Annotated in this window: 12 protein-coding genes and 1 tRNA gene; 8 read left to right on the top strand and 5 right to left on the bottom strand. The window is 36.8% G+C overall.

The features are described 5' to 3' along the window. On the top strand, positions 1 to 594 hold a 594-nt coding region (locus HRT72_01685), incomplete at its 5' end, for an aldehyde dehydrogenase (protein NQY66423.1). Here HRT72_01685 and HRT72_01680 read toward each other — a convergent pair. From HRT72_01680 to lpxK, 3 genes are read right to left on the bottom strand one after another with little or no spacing between them, the layout of a single operon-like run. Then, a complete protein-coding gene (locus HRT72_01680) occupies positions 591 to 1,346 on the bottom strand; it encodes a UDP-2,3-diacylglucosamine diphosphatase (protein NQY66422.1) in 756 nt (251 codons plus the stop codon). The genes HRT72_01685 and HRT72_01680 overlap by 4 nt on opposite strands. Positions 1,347 to 1,356: 10 nt before the next feature. Then, entirely contained in the window at positions 1,357 to 2,463 is a 1,107-nt protein-coding gene (locus HRT72_01675; GenBank protein NQY66421.1) for an AhpC/TSA family protein, read from the bottom strand. A gap of 1 nt (position 2,464) precedes the next feature. Further along, positions 2,465 to 3,508, bottom strand: coding sequence for a tetraacyldisaccharide 4'-kinase (gene lpxK / locus HRT72_01670; protein ID NQY66420.1), 1,044 nt, complete (start codon positions 3,506 to 3,508; stop codon positions 2,465 to 2,467). A 53-nt stretch (positions 3,509 to 3,561) separates the two neighbouring features. Here lpxK and HRT72_01665 point away from each other — a divergent pair, with 53 nt between their 5' ends. Continuing rightward, a complete protein-coding gene (locus HRT72_01665; protein NQY66419.1) occupies positions 3,562 to 4,347 on the top strand; it encodes a Nif3-like dinuclear metal center hexameric protein in 786 nt (261 codons plus the stop codon). 2 nt (positions 4,348 to 4,349) lie between these two features. Beyond that, positions 4,350 to 5,174 (top strand): hypothetical protein, encoded by an 825-nt coding sequence (locus HRT72_01660; protein ID NQY66418.1) that lies wholly within the window; start codon positions 4,350 to 4,352, stop codon positions 5,172 to 5,174. Positions 5,175 to 5,237: 63 nt separating this feature from the next. Here the strand turns inward: HRT72_01660 and HRT72_01655 are convergent, their stop codons facing one another. Both HRT72_01655 and HRT72_01650 read right to left on the bottom strand, forming a co-directional pair. After that, positions 5,238 to 6,671: a hypothetical protein gene (locus tag HRT72_01655; GenBank protein NQY66417.1), complete on the bottom strand. Its 1,434-nt coding sequence runs from the start codon at positions 6,669 to 6,671 to the stop codon at positions 5,238 to 5,240. 12 nt (positions 6,672 to 6,683) lie between these two features. Continuing rightward, positions 6,684 to 7,946 (bottom strand): hypothetical protein, encoded by a 1,263-nt coding sequence (locus HRT72_01650; protein NQY66416.1) that lies wholly within the window; start codon positions 7,944 to 7,946, stop codon positions 6,684 to 6,686. An 82-nt stretch (positions 7,947 to 8,028) separates the two neighbouring features. On the opposite strand from HRT72_01650, the gene HRT72_01645 reads away from it, so the two are divergent. The 5 genes from HRT72_01645 to HRT72_01625 form a co-directional block, all read left to right on the top strand. Then, on the top strand, positions 8,029 to 9,504 hold the full coding sequence (locus tag HRT72_01645) for a proline--tRNA ligase (protein ID NQY66415.1): 1,476 nt from the start codon (positions 8,029 to 8,031) through the stop codon (positions 9,502 to 9,504). A gap of 6 nt (positions 9,505 to 9,510) precedes the next feature. After that, on the top strand, positions 9,511 to 10,206 hold the full coding sequence (locus HRT72_01640) for a hypothetical protein (GenBank protein ID NQY66414.1): 696 nt from the start codon (positions 9,511 to 9,513) through the stop codon (positions 10,204 to 10,206). A gap of 76 nt (positions 10,207 to 10,282) precedes the next feature. Continuing rightward, a tRNA-Glu gene (locus HRT72_01635) sits at positions 10,283 to 10,354 on the top strand. 168 nt (positions 10,355 to 10,522) lie between these two features. Further along, a complete protein-coding gene (locus tag HRT72_01630) occupies positions 10,523 to 10,945 on the top strand; it encodes a hypothetical protein (protein ID NQY66413.1) in 423 nt (140 codons plus the stop codon). A gap of 235 nt (positions 10,946 to 11,180) precedes the next feature. Next, the coding region (locus HRT72_01625) for a SprB repeat-containing protein (GenBank protein ID NQY66412.1) at positions 11,181 to 13,078 on the top strand (1,898 nt) is incomplete at its 3' end.

Genomic DNA, 13,078 nt, shown 5'->3' with positions numbered 1-13,078 from the left:
GTAAATGATCATATTCTAACAAGCGATGATCTCGTGATATCTAACGCCTCATGTACAACAAACTGTGCAGCCCCTATGGTTAAGGTAGTAGATGATATGTGGGGCATTGAAAAAGGATATATCACAACTATTCATTCGTATACTGGTGATCAGAAGCTCCACGATACGCCTCATAATGATTTAAGAAGAGCAAGAGCGGCTGCGACTTCAATAATTCCAACTACAACTGGAGCGGCAAAGGCTGTTACAAAAGTATTTCCTCATTTAGAAGATAAGTTGGGTGGATGTGGTATTCGAGTTCCTGTTCCAAATGGCTCTTTAACTGATATTACATGTATTGTAAATGGAACTCCATCGTTAGAGGAGGTTAATGACGCTTTTAAGGCGGCATCCGAAAGTGTTTTAAAAGGAATCTTAGAATATATAGACGAACCTGTTGTTTCGATCGACATGGTAGGCAATAGCCATTCATGTATTTTTGATTCTCAACTCACATCCGTAATAGGAAATATGGTGAAAATTGTTGGGTGGTATGATAACGAAATAGGGTACTCTAGTCGCCTCTCAGAACTTATTCTTAAGATATCTACTTAATAAGACTTTAGTGTTACATCTTTGCCATCGAATTCGGCGTAAGTGAGATGACTGATCCAGTCGCCCAGATTAATATATTTTGAGTTTTCCTTTAGATCAAGTTCGAAAGGGATATGTCTATGTCCATAGATGAAGTAATCGAAATGCTCTTTTTTCAAAACTGCTTTTGAATGTTGTATCAGCCATTCTTTGTCTTCTCCGAGGAAATCCTTTAAAGTAGTAGGGTTCGTTGCCCTGCTGCTTCCAGACCATGCCTGAGCAAGTCCTATGCCAATGCTAGGCGGGATAATTGCAAACAACCATTGGCATAATGGATTTCTGAATATTTTTTTAAGAAACTTATATTTGTAATCTTTTGGACCCAGACCATCGCCATGAGCTAAATAGAACCTTTTGCCATTCAAATCTATACTTATTGGATTGCGGAATATATTTAGCCCTAACTCGTATTTGAAATAGTCGAAACACCACATATCGTGATTCCCAATAAAGAAATTTATTTCAATTCCGGCATCGGTTAGTTCGGCTATCTTGCCTAATAATCGAGTAAACCCTTTAGGTATAACATATTTATATTCGAACCAGAAATCGAAGAGGTCGCCCATTAAATAGATTGCCTCGGCATCTTTACGAATATCTTCTAGCCAGGCAACAATTTTTTTTTCACGGATTAGGCTCTCTGTATGACTAGGTATTCCAAGATGGAAGTCTGACGCAAAATATATTTTTTTAGGTGTGTCGCTTTGTTCCAATACAAATGAATTAGCTGAGTACTTCGCTTAGTTTTTGTGCTAGTTGTGCTCCCCTTAAATTTTTGGCAATAATTTTACCTTCTCTATCTAAAAGTACCATAAATGGAATGCCAGTAAACCCATATGTTTTAACGACACTGGTATTCCATGCAGCTAATTCGCTTACATGAATCCAATTCAATTGATCTTGTTGGATTGCTCTTATCCAAGAATCTTTGTTTTTATCTAGTGAAACGCTATAAATTTCTAAGCCTTTAGGTTTATATTCATTGTAAAGTCTAACAAGGTTAGGGCTCTCCATTCTGCAGGGTCTGCACCAAGATGCCCAGAAATCTACCAATACCACTTTGCCTTTTAATGAAGACAAACTTATAATGTTTCCCATTGGATCCGTCATTTTAATTTCTGGAGGGGTTGAACCTACAGCTACTCTATTTAGGTTCGCTATTTTATTAATAAAGTCTTGCGCAATCGGTGAATTTGGAAAATTTGCACGTGCACTTTCTTCAACTTTTTTAAAGTAGTCCATGTTCTTTTTAGGGTCCAAACTCTCTATTACACTTAGTATAACGAATTCATTAATATTATCATCGATGAATTTTTTGCTTTGTTCTAATTGGTTTTGGGCGTGTTCATTGAAACGTTTTTGGAGACTCATAATCTGATTTGCATCTCTGGTCGTTTGCATAATCACATTATGGGCTTGCTTAATAGAGTCTGTTGTCGCCAAGTTTTTCTGAAATGCCATTACGAATTCTTTATACAAGATTGAGTTTTTGGAGCCTTCGATTTTGTAATCTTTACTGATTGTTTTTAAGTCACCGTTTACAGTGATATTATCTTCCTTGTCGATAATTAAAATGATTTGATGTGTTTGTCCGATTCGAATTCGATAATAACCGATGCTTTCTACCGGAAATTTAAAAGAGAACTCGCCACTGTCGTCTAATACAGCTGTTCGGACAGTTTGAAAGCCTTGGGTACTTGCTTTTTCTAGATACATGGATTCCCCATTTGCACTCGAAAATGTTCCCCGCACGGTGTAATCTGCTTCACTCTCACAACCTACTGAAAAGGCAATAATTGTTAGAAGACAAAAAAGTTGAAACGCTCTCATTTTAATTGTTTGAATTAGAAACAAAGTTACTTAATTGTTTTATGAACTCTCCATCTTCGTTATTATGAAAATGAATGGAAATAGGTATATAATGAATGTTCATCTTAGTTATAATTTTTCTGTATAATCGTGCCAAATCTTTTTCTGTAGTAAGTATTATTTTCTTATCGGACTTTATATCATTGTAATCGTTCATAACGGATGATATATTATTTGTCGTAAAATCATGATGATCTGGAAAGCTTCGATGGATAACTGATTGCGCTCGTTCCTTAATGTATTTTAGAAGAGGAGTGGCGTTTGCTATTCCTGTAAATAAAACGATGTCGTAATCTTCGATGTTGCTTAGCACATTTTCGCTCACTGCAGATAAAATGGATTGATACTTAATCGAAGTAAAGAAAAGAGATTGATATTGGTTTAATTTAAGATTCGTTCGAATTGTATTTTGTTCTTCTTTAGATAAGTCTTCTGGGCATTTAGAAATGATAATAGACTGTGCTCTTCTTGCTTGGGAGGGAGATTCACGCATAGTTCCCATGGGGGCTATAAAGTTTGGTTGCGTAACTTCTGAGTATTCTCGTAGCAGGATTGAATAACCAGGTTTAACTTTCCTATGTTGAAATCCGTCATCTAGAATAATGCAACCTAAGTTGTTTATAGTTAAAGATAATTGCTCAATTCCATTTCTTCTATCAGTATCTACGGCAACAATAAGTTCTTTATTTGTATTGATATATTGTTTTGCTTCATCACCACTTTCTTTAAATGGAGTTTGATTGGTAACCTGCATATAGCCTTTTGATTCCCTTTTGTACCCTCTGAGAAGAACAGCAATTGTAATTTTTTCTTGAAGGGCTTTTGCAACATGCATTACATGGGGTGTTTTGCCAGTTCCGCCATGTGTAAGATTGCCAATGCAGATAATAGGAAGGTCGTAGGAAGTAGAAGAAATAATATTTTTGTCGAAAAGAAAGTTTCTCGTACTAGTGATTATCCAATACAAAATGGCAAATGGTGCTAGAAGGAGCTTGGCTGGTGTCATTGAGAATAAAAGTACAAATTTAGATTGATGTGAAATTTTGGTAATATTGAAATATGATAATAAAAGACATAACGACGTTAATTGAAGATCTAGCGCCCTTGCATCTACAAGAAGATTACGATAATTGTGGTCTCAATATTGGCGATATCAATGCAGAAGTTAAAGGAGTATTAGTCTCTCTCGATTGTACAGAAGCGATTATCGAAGAAGCCATAGCTAAGGACTGCAATTTAGTTGTCGTTCATCATCCATTATTATTCGGTGATTTAAAGAATATCAATCCATCCAATTGGCTTGGCAGAACAGTTATTAAAGCCATAAGTAATAATGTTGCTGTTTATGCTTCGCACACATGTTTAGATAATGTGGTTGGAGGGGTTAATTCAAAAATATGTGAGAAAATAGGTTTAATCGATACGGAGTTTTTAATCGATAAAGAAGGAAATTATAACGCTGGTTCTGGAATGATCGGATACTTAAAAGAGGAAATGCTGTTTGTTGATTTTATGAATTTTATAAAAAAAGAATTTAGTGCAAATGGTATTCGGTATACACAGCCAGTAACGGATGTAGTGAAAAAAATTGCAGTCTGTGGAGGATCTGGGAGCTTTCTATTAGATAGTGCCATTAGCAAAAATGCGGATGTGTTTATTACTGGGGATTTTAAATATCATCAATTCTTTGATTCAAATAGTGAGATCGCGATCGCTGATATTGGTCATTATGAAAGTGAACAGTTCACAACAGAGGTGATTTATAGCTTAATTAAGAAAAAATTTCCTAAATTTGCCATCCATTTTTCCGGAATAAACACGAGTCCAATTAAATATTTGATTTAAAGATGTCAACGAAAACAATAGATAAAAAAGACGTATCAACTGAAGAGAAACTGAAAGCGTTACTCGATTTACAGACGATTGATAGTCAGATAGACAAAATTAGAACGATCAGAGGTGAGCTTCCTCTTGAAGTGCAGGATTTAGAAGATGCTGTTGAAGGATTAGAAACGAGATTGAATAATCAAACTTCTGCAGAAGAAGAGTTGAAAACTAAAATTTCGGATAAAGAGAATGCTATCAAGGATGCTCATGCTGATATTAAGAGATATGAAACCCAACAGAAGAAAGTTAGAAATAGCCGTGAGTTTGATTCAATAAATAAAGAGATTGAGTTTCAAACATTGGAAATTCAACTTGCTGAGAAAAAAATCAAAGAAATTAAATTTGAGATCGACTCTAGAGGAGAAGGTGTTGATGGTTCAAAAAAAGAGCTTAAAGAGCTTAGAGACGATCTAAAGGTTAAAAAAGGCGAGCTAGATGATATTGTTGCGGAAACGCAAAAAGATGAAGAATCTTTGGCTAAGAGATCAAAAAAAGCATCAAATATTATTGAAGACAGATTGTTAACTGCATACAGACGAATAAGAGGAAATGCTATTAATGGTTTAGCAGTTGTTACTATTCAAAGAGATTCGTGCGGTGGTTGTTTCAATAAGATTCCACCACAAAGAAGATTAGATATAAGAATGCACAAAAAAGTAATTGTATGTGAGCATTGCGGTAGAGTTCTTGTTGATGAATATATTAATGGAGGTGCTCCTGAAGTAGTTGTTGAAGAAAAGGTGCCTGCAAAAAAAGCGAAAGCCACTAAAGCTGCAAAAAAATAAGTTTTAAAAGATTTTTAAAAAAAAGGGGATAGTCAGATATGACTGTCCCCTTTTTTTTATGAATTAGAAATTCAGGCCTAGAGTAATTGTAGCCTTATGTTTGGTTGTATTTACGGTTGCTTTGCTGCTAACTTCGTTATATAGATAGTGGGTTTCTTTAGACTGTATGTTTGCATAGGCTACGTCGACGAAGTATGTTTCATCTCTCCAGCCCATTCCACCAGTATAAGTTATTGTACCCGAATTAAGATTATCTGGTTTGCCATAGTTCGCATAGCCGCCTCGAAGGGACAAGTTATTTATACGATATTCGCCTCCTAATCTAAAATTTACTGCTGTTTTGAGGTAGTCTTGTACATTGTTGTTCTCTTCTATAAACGAGTAACTATCGGATTGAAGTATCCCAAGAGTGTAGTCTATATATTCAATATCAGCGCTCAATAGTCCCTGTTTGCCAAAAATTGTTGCCACACTACCGATGGCTTTAAAAGGTGTTATAATACTGTAATCAAATTCCCATAATTCGGAATCAACACTTGATGCGGATGAATATCCGTCATAATAGGTTTCAAAACTAACTTCAAAATCATCTTGTAGTTCTATCCTTGTTGGAGTGTGAAGGGCACCGCCTAACCTTAGCCAATCATTTGCCTTGTAGATTACTCCAATCTTTATATTTATGCCTTTTCCTCTGGTTTTTAAATCTTCTCCTTGTACAAAATAATTTACTTCGGAATTGAAGTTTTCGTCTGTTTCAGAATATTCAATTCGCGATCTGTAATTAACCACATTATATACCAAGGTCATCCCTAGAAATATTCTGTCGTTGTAGTTCCCGCCAATAGAAAATGCGTATTCAGCCATTTTTCCAGACGACATATTTGATTTGGTTTGAAGACCTTGGTCTATTCTATAGGGTTGGTAAAATGAATTATTGGTAGTATCAATTTCTAGTAGATACGTATTGTAAGCTCCAAGTGCCCCTGAGGATAAGCTGTTGATATTGTCGCTGCCTATGGAATTAGCTTCATTTTCGTATTGATCGATTAGTGAAGATCCATTGGTTGTGCCTTGGATTACATATTTGTTTCGAAATGAAGCAGTTCTATTTATACTGAATCCGAAATTAATCGACATCCACCTTCCTGTGTGCTCTCCATTATAAAAAATGGTACCTAGGTTTCCATGATTAAGACTTCCTATGCTTCTTTTGGTGGTGCTGCCATTGTACGAGGATGAATTATCAGATTGATAGTATCCAGGTGTAAAGGTGAATTCTGATTTTCTATAGATCGCAATACCAGCTGGGTTGTAACTTAAGGTAGATGCGTCTCCCCCTAGGGCTCCAAAGGCTCCTGCCATACTTGTGAATTTTGAAGTGCCACCAATTTCTTGTTGAGAATACCGCATTACATCAAACTCATTCTGGCCATGGGATTCAACATTTGCTAAACAAGCTCCGAATATTAAAAGGACTGTGATTTCTTTATTAACCATCCTGGTCTGTTATTATTGAATTCGTGTTCTTGCTGGTCTAGCAGAATTGCTCGGCCTGCTTGTTGCTCTAGGAGAATTATAAGTTGGTCTGCTTGCAGGTCTTGCCGCTGGCGCACTATTTCTTACTGGCGCCTTATAGCTATTATTCGACTTTGGTGCATATGTTCTTGTCGAAGGTTTTGGAGCGCTATAAGATGGCGTGCTATATNTTTTTNGTTGTGCCGTTTTTGGTTTACTTGTAGCTGGACGAGAATTTGAAGTTGATACCCTTGGTCTCGGAGTATTTACTTTAGGCGCAACGTTTCTGTTCTGCGTTGAATTTACTCTTGGTGCATTTGTACGAGGAGTAGATTTTGGTGTCGCCGTTCTACTATAAGTACTGCTATTTGTTCTTTGTCTAGTTGCAGGGTTTACATTCCGCTGACTGTTATGCGCTGCTGAAGTAGTTGATTTATGTGCAACATTACTTCTGCTCGTTCTAGCATTTGTAGGGCTGTTAGATTTTGAAACAGCTCTCGATGACTTAACCTGCGATGCGCTTGAAGAAGAAACTTTCTTAGCATATGGCGAAACGGATGCCCGTGCATTAGATACAGTGGAGCTTCTTGGTCCATAGTTTACTTTGGATGCATTATAGTTGCTCGTGCTATTGCCATAGTAGTTACTGGAATAACTGTCGTTCACACCATGGTTGTAACCGTGATTGTATCCATGGTTGTAGTTGTTGTGTCTATTATAGAATCCATTTCCATAGCCGTAGCCATAAGGGTTATATGAATAGCTATAGCTATGTCCGTACCCGTACCCATATCCGTAATTGTATGGTCTATTGTACGGTCCGTAACCGTAGCCAACGTTGTATCCATAATTCCATCCATATCTGCTATTCCAAGAGATGTTCCAACCTGAATTAGCGCATGGAGAGCCATAAGAATAGTAAGGATCATAGTAGTTACTAAAATGTAAGTAAGTGTTATTATATCGGTATGGATCATAGTTGTACCCATGAAACCTTCTCAATCTTCTTGAGTAACTAGAGTTGTAATCATTATCTGAGTAATAATTATTTGTGATGTAGGTGTCGCCATTCTCATCATACGTTTCTGTTGAAGCATATTCTTGATCGTAATCGGTGTTGTCGCTACCATAATAATACTCGTAATCGTTGTTGTCACTACTAGAATAGTAGATATCGTCGTAATGGTTTTGAGCGTTTACTGTTGGAATGCTAACTAAGGCATACATTACAATTAATATTTTTATAGTTGTTTTCATTTTTTGGTCCTCCTTATTCTTTAGTTTTGTTTTTATAGCGTTTGCCTGTGCAAACCAAATACCGTACCACAAATAATTTCGAATGGGTAATAAAGGGATAACTTCTAGAGAAAATTTTCCTCAATGGTATAACGATATCGTTGTAAAGGCTGACTTAGCAGAGAATTCAGACGTAAGAGGATGTATGATAATTAAACCATATGGCTATGCGATATGGGAGAAGATGCAAGCTATATTGGATAAAAAGTTCAAAGATACTGGGCATTCTAATGCTTATTTCCCCCTTTTAATCCCCAAATCTTATTTAAGTAAGGAGGCAAATCACGTGGAAGGCTTTGCAAAAGAGTGTGCTGTAGTAACACATTATCGATTAAAAACAGATTCGGAGAATGGTGGAGTTATAGTAGATCCAGAGGCCAAGTTAGAAGAAGAGCTTATTATTAGACCAACTTCGGAAACAATTATTTGGAATACGTTTAGGGGCTGGATTCAATCGTACCGCGATTTACCACTACTCATTAATCAATGGGCAAATGTTATGCGTTGGGAAATGCGAACTAGATTGTTTTTAAGAACTTCTGAATTTTTGTGGCAAGAAGGACATACAGCACATGCATTAGAATCGGAAGCTATAGCGGAAACAGAACAAATGCTAGATGTTTATGCTGATTTTGCAGAGAACTATATGGCCGTTCCTGTATTAAAAGGGATAAAGACACCTACGGAACGTTTTGCAGGCGCGGTGGAGACATATTGTATTGAAGGACTAATGCAAGATGGTAAAGCTTTGCAGATGGGAACATCTCATTTCTTGGGACAAAATTTTGCCAAAGCGTTTGATGTGAAATTTGCTACTAAAGAAGGTAAATTGGAACATGTTTGGGCTTCTTCTTGGGGAGTTTCAACAAGATTGATGGGAGCCTTAGTAATGGCACATTCGGACGATGATGGTTTGGTTTTACCTCCAGCATTAGCACCAATTCAAGTTGTAATTATTCCTATTTACAAAGGCGATGAAGAATTAGAAAAGTTAAGCGTTGTAGCGAACGAGATTAAATCTAAGCTTGAGGCGAAAGGAATTGATGTGAAATTCGATAATAGGGATACACATAAGCCTGGTTGGAAATTCGCCGAATACGAATTAAAAGGAGTTCCTGTTCGTCTGGCTATTGGTAAAAGAGATTTAGAAAATGGAACAATTGAAGTAGCGCGAAGAGATACCAAAGAGAAGACCACCATTGAGCGAGACCGAGTAGGTGACTACGTGGTATCATTACTAGACGAGATTCAAACTGGTTTATTCGAGCGGGCTAAACAATTTAGAGCAGATAATATTCGTGAAGTAGATACATTCGAAGAATTTAGGTCAATAATAAAAAACGAAGCAGGATTTGTATCTGCCCACTGGGACGGAACTGCAGAAACGGAGGCTAAAATAAAGGAACAAACCAAGGCTACAATACGTTGTATTCCATTGGAAGGAGAGGAGAAAGAAGGAGTCTGTGTTTTAACAGGTAATCCTTCAAGTAGGAGAGTGATTTTTGCAAAAGCATATTAAGCCATTATGAAAAAGCCAAAGACTGCAAGCGCGTTAATTTTAGATACCCTTAAGGAAAAGACATTAACGAAACTTACTGTTTATAGTAAGCTTGAGGATGTTTTTAAAGGGTTTAAGTCGCAGTTAGAGACAAGTGCAGAGGACTTGGGCAGTCGAGCGAATAAGATCGATGAAAAGTTAACCATAAAATATAAGGCGAAGGGGAGTTACGAGGCAGAGATTAAAATCGGTGGTGATATTATTGTTTTTCAAATGCATACCAATGCCTTTCTGTTCGATAAAGATCACCACATCTGGAATACTTCTTATGTAAAGGATGACCATTTGAGGTCTTATTGTGGAATTATAAATGTCTATAATTTCCTTGCGGACTCTTTTAAATATCAACGTCTAAACGATTCTGGTTACTTAGTTGCAAGAATTTTTGTAAATAAAGACGGGCATTACTTCGTTGAAGGTAAACGGCAAATGGGAATTCTGTTCAATGATTTCGTAAACAGTAAGATTAAGAAAAAAGATATTAAGGATATTGTAGAGTCTGCGATCCTTTATTGCATAAATTTCGACCTATATGTTCCTGATTATGATGAGGTAGAGGAGGTGAGTCTGAAGGACATAGTAGATTCTATATTCAAGATGAATTTGAAGACATCAAAAAGGCTAGGGTTTAAGATGAAAACAGATGGTAATATTAAATCTTAAAACCTTTGCCATTAAAGTTTTGGTGGATATAGAAAAGTTTTATATTTGCACTCCCTTGTAAAAAAGGGAATATAATGGTCCGTTCGTCTAGGGGTTAGGACGCCAGGTTTTCATCCTGGTAACAGGGGTTCGATTCCCCTACGGACTACTCAAAATACAAGCCTTGATACCACTGTGTATCAAGGCTTTTTTTATGACATAGCATAGAGGATTATCGAATCCTTTTTAAATAATATATAAGCAGTAGATTTGAAGGTATATAATAGAAGTAAACCATTTGTATGATTTATCGTTCGTTAAAAATAATTTATCGATTATGAATAGCAGATTTTATATCGTATTAATATTGCTAGTAAGTGTGTTTTTTGGGGCTTGTAAAAAGCAAACATCAGATGAAACTTATAATAAATATATAGTTGGTTCTTGGCGATATTCTTCAGGAGAATATTCAATTGGTCAGAGAGTGAAAATAGTGGAGTTTTCGGATAATGGTTATTATAGAAATTTAGAACATGACCGTGGTGATGATTTTTGGAATTCTGCTGATACGGTTGGACTAGATGTAGATAGTTGTGATTGTACTTATTCTACTTTCGAAGACAGTCTCGGTTATTATATAGAAAATGGTGATCTGTTTATTTATAATGACTACAGTGGGGAATTTGATAATCATGATATGGGTTCTTTAACCATAAGTAAGCTTGAAATGAGAGGCAAGACGTACAAAAGGCTTAATTAATTTGTATTAATACGACCAGCTTTCCGAGCTTCCCAATGAGCTTCTGCATGGCCCAAATAAAACATTAAAGCTTATGGTTTCTTTTTAGTGCTTCTTAGAAAAAGACGATGCTTGTGTTCTGCATTACTATAGCATGTTAATGAAGTGTTTTAGTTAAATTTGTTACCATAAACCATACCTCGGTAATATTCATGAGGCTCTCCTTTAGACCAATTATAGTTCAATGCAGTATGCTATGAAATTTTATAATTCTATAAAGAAGTTAATTCTTGTTTTCTCATTTCTATTTTTTGCAGGATCAATTTCTTATAGCCAAATAACCTTTGAAGGTTGTGCTGCAGAGATGTATGACGGTGGAGGCGTTGTAACGTTTGTCAATATTTTAAACGGTAGTACGAACGATGGAGGCACAATTCGTAATACCTATGTTTCTATGCCTATAGATGGTACTCAATTGTGTTTTTGTTTTGCTGGAGGCACTGGTACCGGAGATACTCGGGTAATTTGGGATTTGGTAGACAATAGATGGGAAATCGACATGTCGGATGATGGATTTACTTGGAATACGATTTATTACAATACCAATGCTTCCTATCCGGATCCTCCAAGTTTGACTTTAGGAACTTGGGTAGAAAATGTAGCTGCAACAAGTGGTAATTGTGGAGGAAATGCAACGATAGGTCTGTTGACAGGAGATGTGCAAAATACGACACTCCCTTGTATCCCTTCTAGTATTATCTCTGCTACGGTAATCTCTAGTAATGTATGCCCAAATACCTCCATAGATATCACGGCAAATGGTGCCTTTGCAGGCACTGGAGCTACGTTAACGTGGTTTGATGGAGCGGGAGGAACAGGTAATAATTTAGGTACAACTAATCCTTTAAATGTTACAACCTCTGCTTCTACCTCTACTACATATTATGCTCGTTTAGATGGTACCTGCGGTACGGTAGAGTCTTCGGTTGCTGTAAATGTATCAAGTGAGGTTTTTGTTAATACAACAGGATTCAACAATCCATCATGTTCTGGTGGCTTAGATGGAGCTATAAGTATTGCGTATAACGGTGGTTTATCTCCATATGCTGTAAACTGGGGTAGTGCTGTTAATGGGGAGACTTCAGGGGTTTATACTAAAATGGGTTTGAATGCGACAACTTTAGGCACCACATATACGGTAACTATTTTCGATGCTAATAATTGTTCAGCCTCAGTTTCTGAGACGTTATATAATCCGTCAATAATAAATCTGACCGGTTTTTCTGTTTCGAATCCTTCTTGTAATGGTGGGTCAGATGGCACTATTACCATCACAGCAAGTGGCGGAACAGGTGCTCTTTCTTATTCTAGTGATAATGGTATCTCATTTCAGACAAGTAGTACCCTTGGTGGCCTTGGAGCAAACCTAATTGATATCGTTGTAGAAGATGTTAATGGCTGTCAGACATCCACTAATTATCCATTATCTGATCCGAGCATGCTAGTTTTATCTAGTGCCACAGGAGTTAATCCTGTATGTAATAATGGAACAGGCTCTATTACTGTTTCTGTAAGTGGAGGTACAGGTGGTTACACTTATTCAAGCGATAATGGTGTTACCTTTCAAGGAAGTAATGTGATATCAGGTATAGGCGATGGTTCTTATAGTGTTGTAGTTGAGGACGCCACTGGATGCCAGAAGTCGACAAATGTTATTTTAACTGAACCTACTGCAGTCACTATTACCAATGTTTCTGCAATAAGTCCAAATTGTAATAATGGAACTAATGGTTCCATCAGTATTACTGCAAGCGGGGGAACCGGTTCTCTTTCTTATTCGATTGATAACGGCGTTACTTTTCAGGCAAGTTCTTCATTTCCTGGTTTGAGTGCTGCTTCTTATGATATTGTGGTGGAAGATGCTTCTGGATGTCAAGCAACTAGTAATACAGTATTAATTAATCCGACCTTGGTGAGTATTGATAATGTGGTTACTGCAGAACCTGCTTGTTATGGTGCTCTCACGGCTTCCATAGTTTTAACCGCAAGTGGTGGCACAGGAGCCCTTTCATACTCAATTGATAATGGAACTAGTTTTCAATTGGCAAGCACGTTTAATGGAATTGGATCAGCATCTTATAATATTGTGGTCGA

This window comes from Flavobacteriales bacterium, assembly GCA_013214975.1.
GTDB lineage: Bacteria > Bacteroidota > Bacteroidia > DT-38 > DT-38 > DT-38.
Note: the sequence above shows the minus strand (reverse complement) of the source record. Positions and strands in the feature narration are given on the sequence as shown.

Bases quoted from the DNA above. Each gene is read 5' to 3' on its own strand.
- HRT72_01675 (NQY66421.1), bottom strand. From the start codon at position 2,463: ATGAGAGCGTTTCAACTTTTTTGTCTTCTAACAATTATTGCCTTTTCA.
- lpxK (NQY66420.1), bottom strand. From the start codon at position 3,508: ATGACACCAGCCAAGCTCCTTCTAGCACCATTTGCCATTTTGTATTGG.
- HRT72_01665 (NQY66419.1), top strand. From the start codon at position 3,562: ATGATAATAAAAGACATAACGACGTTAATTGAAGATCTAGCGCCCTTG.
- HRT72_01660 (NQY66418.1), top strand. From the start codon at position 4,350: ATGTCAACGAAAACAATAGATAAAAAAGACGTATCAACTGAAGAGAAA.
- HRT72_01655 (NQY66417.1), bottom strand. From the start codon at position 6,671: ATGGTTAATAAAGAAATCACAGTCCTTTTAATATTCGGAGCTTGTTTA.
- HRT72_01645 (NQY66415.1), top strand. From the start codon at position 8,029: ATGGGTAATAAAGGGATAACTTCTAGAGAAAATTTTCCTCAATGGTAT.
- HRT72_01640 (NQY66414.1), top strand. From the start codon at position 9,511: ATGAAAAAGCCAAAGACTGCAAGCGCGTTAATTTTAGATACCCTTAAG.
- HRT72_01630 (NQY66413.1), top strand. From the start codon at position 10,523: ATGAATAGCAGATTTTATATCGTATTAATATTGCTAGTAAGTGTGTTT.